This window comes from uncultured Gardnerella sp. (genome assembly GCF_947280595.1).
GTDB classification, from domain to species: domain Bacteria; phylum Actinomycetota; class Actinomycetes; order Actinomycetales; family Bifidobacteriaceae; genus Bifidobacterium; species Bifidobacterium vaginale_A.
Genome location: NZ_CAMYOS010000003.1, coordinates 20615 through 39489, shown reverse-complemented (window position 1 = coordinate 39489; position 18875 = coordinate 20615). Strand labels below are relative to the sequence as shown.

The 18875-nt window shown below is 40.8% G+C and carries 6 protein-coding genes and 1 tRNA gene; 1 reads left to right on the top strand and 6 read right to left on the bottom strand.

Translation table 11 applies throughout. The features are described from left to right. Positions 1–2 precede the first annotated feature (2 nt). Complete coding sequence (locus Q0X59_RS01650; protein WP_075523487.1) at positions 3–983, bottom strand: glycosyltransferase family 2 protein; 981 nt, start codon at positions 981–983, stop codon at positions 3–5. A gap of 174 nt (positions 984–1157) precedes the next feature. On the opposite strand from Q0X59_RS01650, the gene Q0X59_RS01645 reads away from it, so the two are divergent. After that, on the top strand, positions 1158–3575 hold the full coding sequence (locus Q0X59_RS01645; RefSeq protein WP_297642735.1) for a GH25 family lysozyme: 2418 nt from the start codon (positions 1158–1160) through the stop codon (positions 3573–3575). 143 nt (positions 3576–3718) lie between these two features. Here Q0X59_RS01645 and Q0X59_RS01640 read toward each other — a convergent pair whose 3' ends face one another. The 5 genes from Q0X59_RS01640 to Q0X59_RS01620 form a co-directional block, all read right to left on the bottom strand. Then, on the bottom strand, positions 3719–5932 hold the full coding sequence (locus Q0X59_RS01640; protein ID WP_297642733.1) for a hypothetical protein: 2214 nt from the start codon (positions 5930–5932) through the stop codon (positions 3719–3721). Between the two features lie 254 nt (positions 5933–6186). Further along, a tRNA-Gly gene (locus Q0X59_RS01635) sits at positions 6187–6260 on the bottom strand. Between the two features lie 229 nt (positions 6261–6489). Continuing rightward, positions 6490–6945, bottom strand: a complete 456-nt coding sequence (locus tag Q0X59_RS01630) for a holo-ACP synthase (protein WP_103042817.1) — start codon at positions 6943–6945, stop codon at positions 6490–6492. 21 nt (positions 6946–6966) lie between these two features. Further along, entirely contained in the window at positions 6967–8862 is a 1896-nt protein-coding gene (locus Q0X59_RS01625; protein ID WP_297642730.1) for a PASTA domain-containing protein, read from the bottom strand. A gap of 252 nt (positions 8863–9114) precedes the next feature. Beyond that, on the bottom strand, positions 9115–18759 hold the full coding sequence (locus Q0X59_RS01620; protein ID WP_297642727.1) for a type I polyketide synthase: 9645 nt from the start codon (positions 18757–18759) through the stop codon (positions 9115–9117). Between the last annotated feature and the right edge of the window lie 116 nt (positions 18760–18875).

The window sequence follows — 18875 nt, the reverse complement described above, 5'->3', positions numbered from 1 at the left end:
TTTTATAAAGATTGCTCAATATAGTAGCGCGGACGATGTTTAGATTCTAAATAAATTTTGCCAATATAACTTCCAAGAATACCCATAGAAATCATAAGAAAACCGCCAATAAACCATATTGAACACATTAACGACGACCATCCTACAGCAATATGATTAGAAAACAGCGACACAATTACATAAACAAACATTGCTAAGCCAATAAGAATAGAAACAGAACCCATATAAGTTACTAACTTAAGAGGCTTAACAGAGAATGAAGTTATACCTTCTAAAGCAAAAGAAATCATCTTTTTCAAAGGATACTTCGAAACTCCAGCAGTTCGCTCACCGCGCTCATAATAAACTTTCCCAGTTTTAAAACCAATCATAGGAACTATTCCGCGCAAGAACAAATTCACTTCGCTATATTCTGAAAGAGCATCTAAAGCAACAGCACTCATCAAACGATAATCAGCATGATTAGGCACAACTTCTGCGCCCATTGAAGCAAAAACCTTATAAAAAGCTAAAGCTGTGTTTCTCTTAAACCAAGTATCTTTTTTACGTGAAGAACGAACGCCATAAACAATCTCACAGCCTTCTTGCACAAATTTCTTAACCATTTCGTCAACAGCATTAACATCATCTTGCAAATCTGAATCCATAGAAATAGCAGCATCACAACCCTGCTCGCGCGCATACATAAGACCTGCATATAAAGCATTTTGATGACCACGATTATGAGCTAACTTAACACCGCCAAAAAGCGAAGGATTTTCGCTATTAAATGAGGCGATTAGATTCCAAGTTGAATCTTTAGAACCATCGTCTACAAAAATCACGCGACTTGAGGAACTAATAAGCTCGCAAGACACAAGATTATTGATTTTATTTTTAAGAACTTCTGCAGTTTTACTAAGACCTTCTTGTTCATTAAAACAAGGTACAACAATGTACAAAATTGGCATACTTTCTCGCGCACCGTTTAACGAAGTATTCATAATCTAGCAATCTCCAGAAACTGTATTTACAAGTAAACAGTATAGTCTAGTACAAGAATCTAAAGCCACGTAGAGAAATAAAAAACAACATTTCTGTTGATTTTGCGCCAATTTTATGGTGCTGTTGCTACTGTAGTAGCGTATAAACACGTAAAGCATAAGTCTGGAGGACTCGTGGAACAGATTATTATACGTGTGCTTGTAGGTTTAGTTTCAATTTCTACTGTTTTTAGCATGAATATGATTGGAGCTAACAAGTCAATAAATTCAAGCATTTCTAATACTACATCTGTTGATAACGTTGGCAATGCTGATGGTATTTCTAGTTTAGAATCCAACTTAAATCAGCATAATTCATCTTCTATTACAAGTAATAATGTAGAACTTCCTAAGAAAATAAGCGCTTCTATTCCAGAAGACGCTGAAGTTATTTCTTCGAAATATGCATTTACTAAAGATGGGAAATTAAAGTCTTTAGCAACTGGAAAGACTATAACAGACAAGCGCATTATTGGTACTAAAGATCATCCTGCTGATCCGTTGAATATAACCAATGGAGAGCATTTTGAGCCTGTGAAAGTTTCTGAACTTCGTAAAACTATTGCGAAGTCTGAAAAGTCTAAGAATTCTAAAAACAATAATGTTGCGCGTGATTCTGTAAGTGATTTTGCGCAAAATTCTGTAAAAAATTCTGTGTTGCGCTCTCCTTTGCTTAAGTCTAGAAGAAATACGAATAGTACTTTAGCTAGTAATGCTGTTCTAAAGAATGGTTTCAATACTACTCATACAAATCCTTCAGGCATAGTTCGTTACATAAGCGATGTTTATAATGTTGACATTTACGGTAACTCTGAAGGTGCTTATTGGGATAAGGATTCATCTGGTAATGCAATTTTCAAGGAAGCTGACGGAACTGTGTTTGCTCGCAATGCTGCAGCTGTAATTGATGTTTCTAAGTATCAAAAAACTATCGATTGGGATAAAGTTTATACTTCTGGCGTTGATGGAGCTATTATTCGAGTAGGTTATGGATGGGATAATGGTGTTGACCCTGAAGCTCAGCGAAATATTGACGCTTGTAAACGTCTTGGTATTCCATTCGGAGTTTATCTTTATTCTTATGCACAAGATGCTCAGGATGGAGCTAATGAAGGCCGTGATTTAGTAAGGAAATTGAGAAGTTTGGGTGTAAGCCCAGATGATTTGACTTATCCTGTGTATTACGATTTGGAAAATTGGACTTGGTCTGGTCACTCTCGTCCAACTTCTCCTTCAGAGTATCAAGATATTGTGGCTTCATGGTGGAATCAATTGATTGACGCTGGATACCATAATCTTGGTGTTTACTCGTATAGGAACTATTTGCTTAATGAATTGAATTCTAAGTTTATTCATGATCGTACAAGTTGGGTTGCAAGTTATAGTTCTCGTGTTGGATTCTCTATGTCTACAAGACTTAGAGGATGGCAATACACTTCTCATGGCCACGTTGACGGTGTAGAAGGTAATGCTGATTTGAGTGCGTTCGGATTGGATGATGGAAGTCCTATTACGAGTGGGCCTTTGATGTATTTTGATAGGGTTGATGATTCTCCTGCTCAAGATTACAATGGCTGGAACGTAAGCAGATACGGTAGGCGTGAAAAGTGGAGTAGATACGGTGAGAAATTTACTTTGCAATATGAATTGCGCGATTGTTATTACAAGCATGGCGGATTCGGTCGTCTAGGCGCTCCTGTTGCTGAAGAAGAGAATATGGGCGGCGGCTGGTGGCGTCAACGTTGCCAGAATGGTGATGTTTGGACTCACGGCCGAGATAAGAAGTTTGTGATTCAGTTTGAGTTACGTGACTCCTACTACAATCACGGCGGATTCGGTCGTCTAGGCGCCCCCGTTGCCGAAGAAGAGAATATGGGCGGCGGCTGGTGGCGCCAACATTGCCAACATGGCGATGTTTGGACTCACGGTACAGACACTAAGTACGTAATTCAGTACGAGTTACGTGACTCTTACAACAGACATCGTGGTGCTGGTTGGCTTGGTGCTCCTGTTGCTGATGAAGAGGATATGGGCGGCGATTGGTGGCGTCAACGTTGCCAGAATGGTGATGTTTGGACTCACGGCCGAGATAAGAAGTTTGTGATTCAGTTTGAGTTACGTGACTCCTACTACAATCACGGCGGATTCGGTCGTCTAGGCGCCCCCGTTGCCGAAGAAGAGAATATGGGCGGCGGCTGGTGGCGCCAACATTGCCAACATGGCGATGTTTGGACTCACGGTACAGACACTAAGTACGTAATTCAGTACGAGTTACGTGACTCTTACAACAGACATCGTGGTGCTGGTTGGCTTGGTGCTCCTGTTGCTGATGAAGAGGATATGGGCGGCGATTGGTGGCGTCAACGTTGCCAGAATGGTGATGTTTGGACTCACGGCCGAGATAAGAAGTTAGTGATTATGTTCAATCTTCGCAAAGATTATTATGCTCGCGGCGGATTTGATAAAGTTGGCGGACCTATTGAAGATGAGCGTTACGTTGGCAGAGGCTGGTGGCATCAGCGTTGCGAGAATGATGTTCTAAAAGCAAGGTAAGCATAAGTAAACTAAAACATAAATAATTTAATGGTCAGTAAGCTAATTTACTAGTTTGCTGACCATTTTTATATACGATTAGCGCGTAAAATGTAACAAATCAATATAAAATACGCATCAATACACGTCAGTAAATGCGCAAATCAGCGACCAACCGTAAATAAATCACTCCACTTAAGGAATAAATCAGGGTTTATGTTTTGTATATCTGCAGATGGCTCAGTATGATTACTGAATACTAATAAACCAACTATTATCATAGTTACCACTGCACAAAGCACAGCTGGGACATACAAACGCAAAGACGATTGCTCAGCAATTGCGCAATCTTCTTCACAAGTAACATCAAGATCTTTGCTATAAGGCTTAACTCTGTGAAGCATACTCATTATTGCAATCAAAATAAATATAATAATCGAATCGCAATAGTAGCGGTACAAATTACCACCCAAACAGTAGTTAAGATACAACAGCAAGAAAGATGCTGCTAATCCAACAACTGTCATAATATACTCAATTTTTTGCATAAACTTGCGTCTTAATGTAAACAGCCACCAGAAAAGCGGAATCATCATAAGACCGAAAATCATATGCGTATAGAAAGAATTTCCATAACCTTGATTATTTGCCCAAGATATAGAAATATATGGGAAATTTTCCGAAATATTAAAAGGTTTTAAGAAATAATTAAGGATAATATCGCGAACCTTAGTAGGATCAAAAGATTTACTATTAAACCGCAAATCGAAATTAGTAAGCTGCTCTTCATTTCCAAAATTAAAGAAAGACTTAAAACGCAAGTAATTATAAGTTAATATTCCAGATACGCCTACAATTGCAGGCACAAGGAAGCTTGAAGCTGCAGCAACGCGATTTAAAATACTTCGTTTTACATCAAATAGTAGCGCAATAAATAATGGCGCTATAAAAGCAACGACAGGAATGCACGCGTTTGGCCTAGATCCACATTGCAAAGCAAGACTTATGCCAGCTAGTGCAAAAAGCGCATATCCAGCACACGGACGGACCGCATGAAGCCGCACAGCTTTAAGAGAAGCATATAAGAATAAGACTCCAAACAGTATTGCACTAAGAAGCGGAATATAGTAAAGGGATGCTGAGGATTGCAAGTAGAAGATTAAGCATCCGAATGGGAAAGCTGCTGCAGCAAGCAAAAACAGGCAGTAATTGGCGCGTATTGCAAAGAACTCAACAGCTTCTTTAAGAAGCGCGAACATAGACGGAATAATCGCAACTGCAAATATTGTAACAACTAATATTGCAGAAGGAACTGCATGTGGGAATATCAGATTAAAAGGCACGTAAGTGAGCAAGAACGGCACTATACCAAAGTAGCAATAGTAATGATTATTGTGGAACACCACATCCCAAGGTATATACACTCCTTTAGAACCCAAGTACATGCGCTCACCCCAACTAAACGGGTTTGTGGATTCTACTAATTCTTTAGGCGGCTGCTGCAGAAGCGCAAAAGAGTTTGATTTCCAAGCTTTAAGCTGCTCAGTGTACGGATTTCCGTTGACACGATCATATAAGTCAGACGGAAATGGCACTCGTATGCCATGACCACGGTACACAACAAAGCACAGGTAGAGCGAGAATCCCATAAGCATTACGCACAGTGCCCAAAAAACTATATTTTGCGTAAGATTGTGGCGATCATAGTTAAGCAAATACCACTTCTTCTTGTATACCAAGAATATAAGCGAACTTGCAACGAAAAGTACTGCCCACATTCCAAAGTTTACATGCAGCGCAAAAGGCGGATTTACCGTAACAGCTTTGAGTGTGAAAGGAGCTCCTGTTTGATTAAAATGCAGCTTAGCTTTGTACGCAGTTCCGTGACTTTCAAAACGAAGAACTCTAGTATTGTGCTTTCCGGTAGACATTTGGAAAGAATCCGCTAGAGTGTACGCGTTTGGAGCTATGCCAAAGTCTTCAATTTCCAACGTGCCAGTGACGAAAGTTGACGGCTTTTCTTGCTGCAACTCGATTTTTAAAGCTTTAGTATTTTCGTTAATTCCGCTTAATATTACATCTGCACCAGAATTTGGGATAGAAATGGAATTGCCGATAATTTGCGCTTGTTCTCTGTTATTTTTTTCACCGGTTCGCTCGTTGTAACTGCTTAAATCCGGTATGATTGCTTTACTTAAAACAAGAGGTTTTTGCGCGTAATTACGTGAATTGTACGCAAGATACAGGTTGCTGAAGAATGCGATTGCAATAAGACCAGTTATTACAAATATTGTTACGAAAGGTAATATTTTTCGTATTGCGTTATTTTTTTCTAAAAATTTTTCTAAAAATTTTTGCAATTCCGTATTCCTAATCAACTATAAATTCTTTATGCCCTTTGATATGCAAGTATATTGCAAACGCATGATGAATGAATGTAAATATCAAAAACGAGTTAAAAAGATATAAACCAAACACTATATGAGAAAAACTATAAAATAAAAAGAATTTAACTGAATCACTAATAACTATTAGAACAAATAGATTCAATTGCACACATTATTTGCACATTTAGCCTATTTCTAAGACGTAGGAACAGGCGAAGAACATTGATATATCAACTCTCCTCAAGTGGAGCGGACGACGGGAATCGGACCCGCGTAATCAGTTTGGAAGACTGAGACTCTACCATTGAGCTACGTCCGCAATCATCACACTTTACTTCACAGCAAAATGGCGACTCGTCTAATTATACAGGTACTTAAGACATATAACAAATAGAATTGTTATAACACGCCAAAATACACTAAACAAACGCTTGCAACACTCACAATTTACATAATTATCCGAAAGTCTAACTTCTATCCGCAAATCTAACTCTAAATGCCCTAACTTTTATTTACCAATCAACTTCTATTCAAACACTATGCAAATCCTATAAAATTTCTAAAATAACAACCACAGACGCAAGCGCACAATCACTTTTAACATCTCCATCATGAGATAACGATATATGCCATTTTACGTTTTCATAAGATTGCAATTTTAACGATTCTACAAGTTTTTCTTTTACTTCACTCGAAAGATGTATGCTAGGGCAACCATGGGAGTCACTAAGAATTTCAATCTGATTCCATGGAGTGTTATCTAAAGTATATGGATATTTTGCTTCAAAAGCTCCAAGTGCTTCACACCAAGCTTTTATAACAGATTCTTTACCAGCCCAACGTGCAGCAATATGTATAGCTTCATTATCATGCTTACATTTCGCGATTATTGAACACTGTCGAAGTTCTCGAGTAGAAAATAGCGCACGCCAACCATTGCTTACGCTCATTTGCTCAGCAAATTGCGAAACATTAACAATATCGTGTCCAAGTCCTGCAATCATACAAACCATCTTCCTGAGAAATCACAGCGATTCGCCAGGATTTGTGCTCCAGTCAAAAGGCTCTTCAACAAGATAGTACGCGTTCGAATCATCTGGAGCTGGCGCAAAAGGCACTGCATGTCCTTGATAAGTAGGAACAAAAGGATTAACAAAATCACCTTTTGGCAAATCTTTGCGTGTTTCTTTATAAAGGTCAGAATCCCTTCGCAAAATAAACGGACGCTTTAAATCTGGTTTGCGTGTAGGCTTTCCAACGAAATATCCACTATTTAAAAGCTCATCGAACTTCGCTCCAACAGGTACTATTACCATAAAATCTCGCATCGTGTAATAATATCCAATACCTTTACCTGGATCATTGTCAATTCTTGCTTGCTCATAAGAATCAGTAGGAGCCTCAGTATATTTCCCGTTCAAACATGTAACTCCTGAACCCCAAATAGGAACATCTTGATTGCCACATTGCACAATAGCGCCTCCAGAATACAGCTCTACAGCACCAGTATCGCCGGAAATAAGATGATTCCTCATCATTGAACTATTTTTAATATTCTTATCAAATACAGCGTAATCCGTAGGATCTTGACCTCCAGAATTCAAATCAAGAATACTCTTATTATCTATATAACCCATGCTATCTAAATCAGATACTCTTCCGTCTGTATCATCAAAATCTACTGGAATAAGACTCCTAATATTTCGTTCTTCTACGAATTGTTCATTGCGCATACGATGCGGAACAAGAGTTATGCATTTACCGCTATTCGTACACCATTTGCCAACAAAAGAGCCTGCACGTTGCACAAGATAAGCCGTTTCGTCACCAAGATTCATTGGTTCAGTTACAACATCTTTTGCTTTAGATGCGTCAACTCCATAGTAAAGCGTTACTTCTTTAGGATTTCCTTTAGTGCCTAAAGCAGGGTAAGCACCAACAATTTTGCCAAAATATTTTGGCGATGAAAACTTCGGGCGAAGATCCACACTAAAAGGCTTAGAAGACAGCATATCCTTAGCTTTGTCTCTATTTAACCCAAACAAATCAACTGGAACACCATCGCACTTTTCACCAACAGCAATATTTATTACACCGTCTTTGCCAACAGCGTTTCCAGGAAGTGGACTAGACGCCACAATCTTATCTGCTGCAGAATCAGTTACAGGCACTCGATGGAGCTTAACTGGAACACCCATCGACTTAACAATTTTTGAAGCTTGACTTAAATTCTCTCCAACAACTCCCCTAGCTGGAACGCCAGGACCTTTAGATCTTATAATTTTCACAACTTTTCTAGTTGACACTTTCGAACCAGGCTTAACATTCGCATATCTAAGGAAGTTTCCACGTTTCGATGCACTAAACTCATCAATAATCTTCGTGCGAAAACCCTTATTTTCCAAGGATTTTGCCACACTATCAGCGTTATCGCCAGATTTCGCTTCAGGAATTAGCACCGAATTTGCGCTTGAAGAATTAGTGCCAGAAGTTCTATTTTTAGCAAAATACCAAATCGAACCAGCTAAAACAAGTACAACTGTGAGCACAACACTAACAAGAATAATCACAACACTTTTGCGATTTTTAAGATTTTGCTTATTGCTGTGATTGTCATACGAAGTTGACTTATTAGAAGTATTGAATTGAGTAGAAGTATTCGGATTGTTAGATTCATTAAAAGTATTCAGATTGTTTGATTCAGTAGAAGTATTAGGATTGTTAGATTCATTAAAAGCATTCGGATTTGCATATTTAGTTGGAATAGCTAAATTACTTGGATTATTCGCGATATCTGATTCTTGATATTTAAAAGATTGCGTTTCTGCTTTCGAATCCACATCATCTTCAACAGCAAATCCACAAAAACAGCAGAAATTATCACCTTCGTCAATCCTATTTCCGCAATTTATACAAAACATTTAAACCTTCTATCGCAAGTAACAATCCCATTTACAAAACTAAACTTACTCTTTACCAATAGAGCTTACTATATTATTTTATTTTTCAAACACCTAAGCAACAATAACAAAAACATGCGGATTTTATGATTAAGCTGCACTTCATAAAAAAGCTTGCTAAAGCTGAAAGCATAATATGCTTAAAACCTTAGCAAGCTCAATAATCACGCTGAAATTAACTTATAAAATCAACTTATAAAATTAACTTAAAAATCAGCAGTAGTAGCCATCCGCGTTAAGGCGAGCGTCAGGATTAAGCAACATCGCCTTTTCAGCTTCATGTCCATTGTAGCGAGTTCCATCAGCCATACGAGTACCATCCTTAAGCAAGTGACGATTTTCAACTGGTTCAAACAGTTCAACACGCCCCATCATGCCTTCTTGCAAATGCCTCTGACCTGCTGCCAAACGCGCGTTAGCACGATTTCGCCACTCTTCTAATGCACCTACACCACAAGTAGCTGCTACAGCTGACTCAAATGCGCCAGGATGCACAAGAGCCACAAATCCACTTACGTGACCAAAGCCTAGAGAAGTAGCGAGCGCAGCCTTTATTGAAGTGCAACCAACACGCATTGGCTTACGCAACCACACCATGTGATCATCGCGCTCAAGAGCAGGATCTACGCAATCAAGCGAGATATTTCCAGGAATTACTCCTGTTCTAAACAGTTGAGTTAAACCGTTGATTTGGAATATGCAAGCACCACCTTTTGCGTGACCAGTCAGCGTCTTCTGGCTGATTACGAACAGAGGATTTCCCTCCGTGCGTCCGATTGCATGAGCTAAAGTATTGTGCAACTCAGATTCATTCGGATCATTTGCATTCGTAGACGTATCGTGTTTAGAAACAACAGCAATATCGTCCGAAGTAACACCTAAAGCTGCCAAATCGCGCACAAGCTTAGATTTAGCTCCACCCATTCCTGCAGCTAAAGCACCCAATCCAGGAGCTGGAATCGAAGTGTGAATACCATCAGCGTAAGAATGAATAAAACCAACTACTCCAGCAACAGGCAATCCAAGCTTTAATGCAATATCTCCTCGAGTTATGAGAATCGTACCGCCGCCTTGAGATTCAAGGAATCCTCCGCGTCTACGATCGTTTGCTCTAGAGAAGAATCGTGGATCTATGCCTTTTGCATACATTTCTTCACTATTTGCTGTAGCGTTCATATTGCCGAAGCCAACTACGGACTCAACGCCGATGTCGTCAATAGCACCTGTAACAACGAAATCAGCTTTACCAAGCGCTATTTTATCAACGCCTTCTTCGAGCGAAACCGCTGCAGTTGCGCAAGCAGATACTGGCTGAATCATATTTCCATATCCACCAATATATGTTTGCATCACGTGAGCAGCAACAACGTTTGGTAGAGCTTCTTGCAACACATCGGTCGGAATTTCGTGGTTAAGGAAACGATCCAAATACAGCTTGCGCATAGAACTCATGCCGCCGAATCCTGTACCTTGAGTTGAAGCAACCATTGACGGATGCACTGATTGCAAAATTTCAGAAGGCGTGAAACCGGCAGAAATGTAAGCGTCCACGGTTGTAACAATATTCCACAACGCAATTGTGTCTACACTTCCAACCATAGATGCTGGAATACCCCACTTAAGTGGATCAAATCCCTTAGGGAATTGTCCGCCAACTGTTCTAGTCATTGCAGCACGGCGAGGAACACGAATTACAGATCCAGATTTACGAGTTACAATCCATTCTCCAGACTCATCATCACTAGAAATCTCAGTATTAGATTCATCAAGAGATACGTATTCTCTAGCGATTTGTTCTGTTGGAACATTAAAGCTAACATCATGGTCAAGGAAAATCTCTGCTTCTTCCTCATTAGCTCCATCTTTATAATCGCCACCCATACCGGTTTCAAATGGACGAATACCTGAGCGAGCTACTACTTCATCACGATACTTTTCAGCAATGTCAGCTTCTGGAACAAGCGTTCCTTCGCAATCGTACCAACCCGGCTTTGGAGAATCTTGCCAAGTAAGCAATCCCATATTCCAAGCTAATTCAAGTACTGCTCCTGCAGAAAGCTCCACAGAACCATCTTCTTGAATTCCAAGCTCCGCTTCAAATCTTGTACGTCCAGATCCCCACGGTCCAAGCTCTCCAACAGAAACGATTACAATCTCATCTTCCGGACGCGCTGTTACGTTCTTCCAATCATCTAGATTGACACGTGGCTGAGAAGGTACGTAAGGAGTTGGTAACGCTTTATTAGTTGACTTTGAAGATGCATTATTCTCATCATCTTTAGTTGCATTATCTGAATTGCCACCATTATTAGCTTGAGCAGCCAAACGTTGATCCTCTAAGGCTTCAGCACGAAGAGCATTCAAATCAAGAGGCTCTTTACCTAATCCTCCAGTAAGATCTACGTCTAGTGGAGCTATTAGAGCCTGCTCGCGCGATTCTTTTGTGCACAAATCAAGCAAGCGATTTGCCATCTCTTTAGTTGAGTAAGTTGTAAGACCATGACGCTCAACAACATCTACTAATGGATCGTTTCCACCCATTAAGCCAGTGCCACGAACCCATCCAATCTTAGGATGTGCGAAAGTTACGCGATTCGACCACACGCTTTCAGCATGCGCACGATTAACAATCGCATCAAACGCACTCTTAACTTCGCCATAAGCTCCATCTCCACCAAACATACCGCGATTTGGAGAACCAGGCAAAACAACATGCATACGATGTTGTACATCTGTATCAGCTCCAATTTGAGCAAATCCTGCAATAGCACGCTCAACACCCCAAAGCATAAGCCTTGATTGAGATTCGAAAAGCGAACCAGAATCAGCCAAAGTTCCATGAACCGGAGGAGCTGCAAATGGGAAGAACAAGCTAGGCTCATAAGCTGGCTTCAAAATAGTTGTTTTTGCACCGCTAACCTTCTTAGAAACAGTGCCGACCCACTTTACAAGCGCATCAACATCACGATAACTAGATAAATTAGCTGGAACAAGCCACAGTTTCGAACCCTTGGAAGCATATTGACGATAAGCTTTCTTTGCCCACGCTTTTACACTCGGCTTAAAACTGTGAGATGTTGCAATAACAGTAGCTCCACCTGCAAGAAGACCTGTAACTACTTGAGCAGCAATCGAAGAAGGAGCAACTCCTGTAACAACTGCTATATCTGACGCAAATCGAGTTTGAGATTCGCTATCATCTTGAGCGCAAGACGCATCACATACGCTTGTTCTAGCATCCTTAGATATCTTCTCGAATATTGCAGATAAATTATTTAGACATTTTTCTTTAGATTTCTTTGCAAACCAATCAGCTTCAGCAGCAACAGAAGATCCTGCACCTAAGAATTTACCAATGTTATTTAATATTCCTGCAACATCACTTGGATCTACATCATTAGCAGAAGACGCATTGTTATCACCTAAAGCATATTCGTAATACAAACGCGCAACATCTTCACGAGCAGATGCCCAACGGTCATCGAAAAGTATAGCTTTACGCTCATCAAATCGAGGAGCTACCTGCTTTGGCCAATCCGCACCAAGCTCAGATTCAACAGCTTCAACAACAGCAGCGTTTTCATCTTCTCCATTTTCAACTTTAGGAGCCTCTACTCCAAGCTTTGCTAACACGAATTTAGCTGTTGCAGCAAGAACACCATCACTACCAACAACGCGTTGCGCAAAAGCATCAAGAGCAGCGGAATCAACTACAGCACCACCAGCAGAACCAGATGCACCAGGCTTAGATATAGATACACCATTAGCGCGAGCAACCTGCTCAATTGCAGCATCAATTAAAGCATCAGCTGCAGCAACATTCTTCGCCGGCTGCGTTGAAATCTGAGCAAGGTTTTCACCTCTAACACTCGCTCCTTCACGCGTTTGCAAAACCAATGCAGCAAGAACGTGAGCACGCCAACCGTCACCCAATTGCCAAACTTCGCTAATACGCTTGTCAACTTGAGCTGGTTTCACGCCTGCAGCTCCGAAAAGCGCGCGTAAACGTTCACGAACAATATCTGAAAGCACTGCACCGAATGCCTTGTAACGAGGAGCAACAGAATTAACCAACTTACGCAATGCGCTCATTGGAGCTTCAGCAGCACCATCAACACTAGCAACACCAAGCTCGGAGCTAATGTCCATAAGAAGCTGGTTTCTTCGAGAAGATACCCCATTTGTAAGAGTATCAGTGGTATCAGTATCTCCAATTTGATCAATGCGAATCTTTGCACTATAAGCAATAAGCATTGAGATTGCGTCAGACGCTTTGAAAGGCAAGTCTTCTACAGGTCCACTTGATGCAGGAGCAGCAGAAGTAGTAGCAGCAGGAGCTGGAGCTTGAGCTTGATCTGAAGTAGCAGAAGCAGACGACTCAGTAGCAGCCGGCACAGAAGCAGGAGCTGCGTCTTGACTATCTTCTTCATCAAAACTTTGTGGAACAAGAGAATCAGTGTCAGTCATATACACTCGACCTTCATCTCTGCCAACATTATAAACTGTGACCTTTTCACCGCTAAAATCAGGCAAAGCTAGAGTTTTAGCACCAAGATTTGCCAAAGTAGGAGCATTACCTAAACCAACTTCAACATATTCTTCAACACCAAGTCCACCACGAGCGCGATCAGCAAACATAAGAGCTTGCGTTTCAATCCATCGAACTGGAGAAGCAAATTGCCATGAAAGCAATTCCGTAAGAAGTAATCTACCTAATTTTTGTTCATCTTCAGCATACGACTTCCAAGTATTTTCATCCTCTAAAGCAGCCTCAATACGCTCGGAAGGAACAACGTCTAAAATCTTCTGCGCAAATTCACGAGTCAACTCGAAAGGCACAGCTACCAAATTAGGAATATATCTTCCAACTAAACGTGAATAGTCAATATTGCTTGGAAGCAAAGAATCAAGCTTATCGCGGAATTCCGGCACACCCTTTCGAAGAATGCGAGAATGGAATGGAACATCAATTCCAGGAACAAACATGAATGGAGGTTTACCACCATATTCTTTTGCACGCTTAGATGCGTCTGAAGCCAAAGCTTTCAAACCTTTGATTGTTCCAGCAACAGCATATTGTTGACCAGCCAAATTATAGTTTACAATTTGCAAAAATTCGCCAGTTTCCTTAGCAATACCGTCAACATAAGCTTTTACTCCGCTATCATCCACGCCGAATTGGTTAGGACGAAGAGCACCCATGCGATAATTTGAACGACCTTGAGAATCTCTGTCAATCAAATGATGCATTGTAGAGCCACGATGGAACACTAATTCCAACACTGTTTCAAGTGGAATAATTTGAGCGAAAGAGCTTAAAGCATTGTATTCACCAAGAGAATGCCCAGCGAAATATGCAGGCCAAATATCGCATCCAGATTCACGCAATCTTGCCGTTTGAGCAAAAGCTACAGTTGCAAGAGCAACTTGCGTAAATTGAGTTAAGTTAAGCAATCCTTCAGGATGACGATACGTCACTCCATGAGCAGTAAGTTCTTTTGGATTATCGCGCACAACAGCAAGGATTGAGAATCCAAGCTTTTCACGAGTGAGCTTGTCAGCACGCTCCCAAGTTTCACGTACTGCTGGTGATTTTGCACGCTCATCCAAAGACATACCTTGCTTCTGAATGCCCTGACCAGGATATACGAATGCTGCACGAGGAGCACGAGTTAACGCACTTGCTTTAGAAACAATTTGACCTGCAACTTTGCAAGTAACCTCCAAAGCAAGTCCACCACGGCGGACCTTTCCTACTCTCTCAACAGTTATTTCAACTTCATCATCTAGCTGAACCATGCCATACATGTTGTATGACCATCCGATTAGTTCATAACGCGCGCCTTTTGCATCAACTGCTTGAGCAACATGCTGAGCAGTTGCAGAAAGCCACATTCCATGAACTAGAGGAGCAGAAAGTCCAGATATTGCAGCACCACGCTTAGAAGTATGAATTGGATTGAAATCTCCAGAAGTACGCGCAAAAGCTGTCATATCATGAGGAGCGCGAACAGTAACTCTTCGAAGCGCTCTGCGTGGAGTATCTTCGATCTCATATCCATGCAATGAAGCAGCGTCACCGTATTCAGCAGCCGGAGTTGGTAGCGCATTACTGAAGCTACGTCCACGAATAGCAAAACGCTCAGTTTCATGTGCAAGACGCGTTCCGTCAGCAGCTGTATGAATTACATGAATTGTTACAACACGACCTGACGCAGACTCAGAATACTGTTCTGCCCAGCCAAGCAAGTTAATTCGCTTGCCTACGTAATTACTAAAATCAGAAGCATCAATATCAAGCTCAACTAAATGATCTAAATGAACAGCATTTAGTAAGCCTTCAATAATCGGATAACCGTCAACCAGCACTGAACCAAGAGCAGAGTAAATAGTTGGCCAAGCAGGTCCAACTAAAGCATCTGGAACGATTCGAGATGCCTTTAAGCCATCAGGAAGACGACCTGCTGTAGCAGATTCATGATCTATTCCAAGATTGCGAGAGAAAGTATAAGATGAACGAACTAAGCCAAACGGAGAATCAGAATAACCTTCTGCAATCAAATCTGAATTCAGCTTTGATCCTTCACCATTTGTTTCAACTTTTGGCATTTTCTCAAGCACATCGCCAGTAATAGCAGTATTTCCAATACCTGCAGTAGCAGCAAGCATATTGTAAACATGCTCAGGCAGTCGATCTCGATCCACTACAGGAATACTTCCAGCGCGTGAAGAATCAACGATCAGCGGGATAACAATATCACGCACAGCATGCTTAGGAGCAGAAGATTTATCATTTGGATTTGATGCAATCTTGTTAGCCGATTTATTAGATGACTTATTTGATTTATCAAAATCATTAGAATTTTGATTATCCCAGAAAGTGTCTAACTTAATATCCAAATCAAGCTTAATTAGATTATTTTTCTCATCAAGAACACTAATAACATAATTTTCATCGTTAATATTAGTGCCATAAGCTGGATTAGAAGTCACATGACCAATCCAAGAAATATTAGGGCATGCGCGCACGTATGCTTCAACATCTTTTGAATCATCAATTTGACTGAAAGCAATCTTATTTACTTCAAAATTCTTCTCTGCATCTCTTGCACTACCCTTTGCACTACCCTTTGCAATACTCTTTGAGCTATTATCAACACCTAGAGCTTCTGCACGTTGCATCATAGCTGATTCAAATCGAGCAAGTATATTTGCAACAGGCTCATCCATAGTAGTAATTCCAGATACAGAAATAGGTCCAGGAATTACGCGAACAGCATCAGCCGAGTAGCGAGAATCTTCCGATTGCCAAAGTTGATCTTGTCCCCACCAACGCAATAAATCGTTATCAATAACAGGCACAAATGGCATTGGCTTTGGATATTCGCGAACCAAAGTTGGGAACCATGCTGCATCCATTGGAACAACGTTAAGTTCACGCGCTTTAGGCAATACTTTCAGCAAAGAATCCAATGCATCTTGAGGATGTTCGCTAACTTCTGCTCTAGATGGCAAAGTTGAAGTAAACTCACCGGAATCTTGGCTCACTAAACGAGCTTCAATACGTTGAAGCAAATGCAAATAGCGATCCGCGTAAGTAGGATCAACCCAAGGATAAGCCAAATCAAGGAATCTTTGCGCAAACTGAGCATAAGTCATTGTTTCAACATCACCAAAATAAGGCTTAGCAGTAGCATTAAGAGCAGATATAACTTCGTCACGACGAGTTTCAAGCTCTTCTGGATGCTTCATCATATGTACGAGCAAACGTCCGCATTTAGCAGATGAATTTTCAAGTTCGTAAATATCTGCATGCAAATGACTCAAACCACTTGTGACTCCACCAATTACACCACCTGATGGAACCCAACGCTCTCCCATTGGAGCAAATGGATCATCATCAAAACCTTCAACACTAGATGCTTTAGGAGCTACAATTCCAGGAGTTTCAACAAGCATACGCTTTACTTCAGGACTTGTATGTGCTTCTTTTGCTGTCATTGCTGCAGTTCCAATCATCACAGCATCAACAGGCATATTTGGCAAACCATAATCATTCGCCCACTCGCCGGAAATATAATCCGCAGCGCGAGCAGGAGTACCAATTCCACCGCCAGCAACAAGAACTAAATTATCGCATTCGCGAACTTGAGCGTACGTGCTTATAAGCAAGTCATCAAGCGATTCCCAAGAATGGTGTCCGCCTGCAGATCCACCTTCAACTTGCGCAATAATCATAGATGGCGAAACAGCTTTAGCAATACGTATAACTTGTCGAATCTGATTAACAGTACCAGGCTTAAATGCAACATACGGGAATCCGTCAGCATGCAAAGAAGACACTAATTCTTTTGCTTCATCTATTTCTGGAATACCTGCAGAAATTACAACACCATCAATTGGAGCACCAGATTGACGTTTTTTAGACACAATGCGCTTAGAACCAAATTGTAAATTCCACAAATAACGGTCCATAAACATTGCATTAAATTCCACAGTAGCGCCTTCATTAAGCTGCTTTTCTAGGGAATCCATATGCCTATCGAATACTTCAGAAGTAACTTGACCGCCGCCTGCAAGTTCAGCCCAGTATCCAGCATTTGCAGCTGCTGCAACAATTTCTGGCTCAACAGTTGTTGGAGTCATTCCAGCAAGCAATACAGGAGCTTTACCAGTCAACTTACTAAACTTAGTAAGAACTTTACGACCAGCAGGAGTTTCAATAACACGAGGTGCAAAATCAGCCCAGCATCCACTACGCTCTGGAGCACAATCCAATGTAGAAAGATTTGCGCGAGAATTAACGCTAGACGCTTCGACTACACCAGCGCCTGTTCCTTGAACAAGCACACTAGTTAGCTTACCAAGCACTTCCCCAGGACCCATATCTAGAATCCAAAGAGTGCGAGTTTCAGTGTTTTCAAGCACATTTTTAACAATCTCAGACCAATCAACAGCCTTAACCAAAACTTCATCAGCCAAAGAACGCACTATTTCTACGTTCAATCCAGCTTCCATAGCCCAATTTTCAGCCTGCAAAACTGCAGCTTCCATCATTTGAGAATGGAATGGAACTGTTACATCCAAATATTCGGCTACAGGAGAGAAAACAGCTCCACCACGCACTTTCATTTCACGCAATTTTTTAGAACGCTTAGCTTCTTTTTGCGCTTCATTTGCAACAGATTCCATATCTTCCGGATATCCAGAAAGAACTACATGATTTCTAGAATTCTTAACAGCAATTGATATAGCGCCCTTCGTTCTTTCAACTCGTGCAATCAAAGCTTTAGCTTGCTTTTCAGTCACGCCTTTAAGTGAAAGCATTGGAGTTAAATCGCCATCTCCAGAGATTTCAAGCATACGCGATTCGCGATCTCCAGCAGCTCCAATTATATAAGCGCAAGCAAGCAATTCCTCTATTTGTGCACGAGCTTTCTGCCAAGATCCAGATTTAATACGAGCTTCAACCATTCTAGCTGCAATCACACCTTGCGAATGACCAAGTACAGCATATGGCTTATTAACTTCAAAGTTATAACCGAGATTAGTTAAATCTAAAACCGCTCCCAATTGCGCTAAAGCGATTCCAGGCACACTTAATTTAGCATCAGATGCATGAATATGCTTATTTTCGATTGCATCAAAAACATTCATATCTCCACCGGCATTAGCCAATAATTCTGCATAAATTGGAGATAATAACGCTTTTGCACCATTTTCATAACGGTGAAGTTCAGCGTCTAATTCAGCATCCTTGCACAATGAAGAAAGGCATTCAACCCATGGTGTTGATTGCCCGGCGAAAGCGAGCACATGAGGATCTTTAGCAAGGCGATCGAAAAAGTATGTTGTCATGATATTTCCTTCTCGTTTATATCTGATGTATATCTTTTATAAATCTGATGTAAATCTGATATTGGTTTATATTTAGTTAAAAATTATTAGGATTTTGTAAATCAGAAGACTTTCTT

Excerpts from the sequence above, each read along its gene's own strand:
- Q0X59_RS01625 (WP_297642730.1), bottom strand. The coding sequence starts at position 8,862 with ATGTTTTGTATAAATTGCGGAAATAGGATTGACGAAGGTGATAATTTC.
- Q0X59_RS01630 (WP_103042817.1), bottom strand. The coding sequence starts at position 6,945 with ATGATTGCAGGACTTGGACACGATATTGTTAATGTTTCGCAATTTGCT.
- Q0X59_RS01620 (WP_297642727.1), bottom strand. The coding sequence starts at position 18,759 with ATGACAACATACTTTTTCGATCGCCTTGCTAAAGATCCTCATGTGCTC.
- Q0X59_RS01650 (WP_075523487.1), bottom strand. The coding sequence starts at position 983 with ATGAATACTTCGTTAAACGGTGCGCGAGAAAGTATGCCAATTTTGTAC.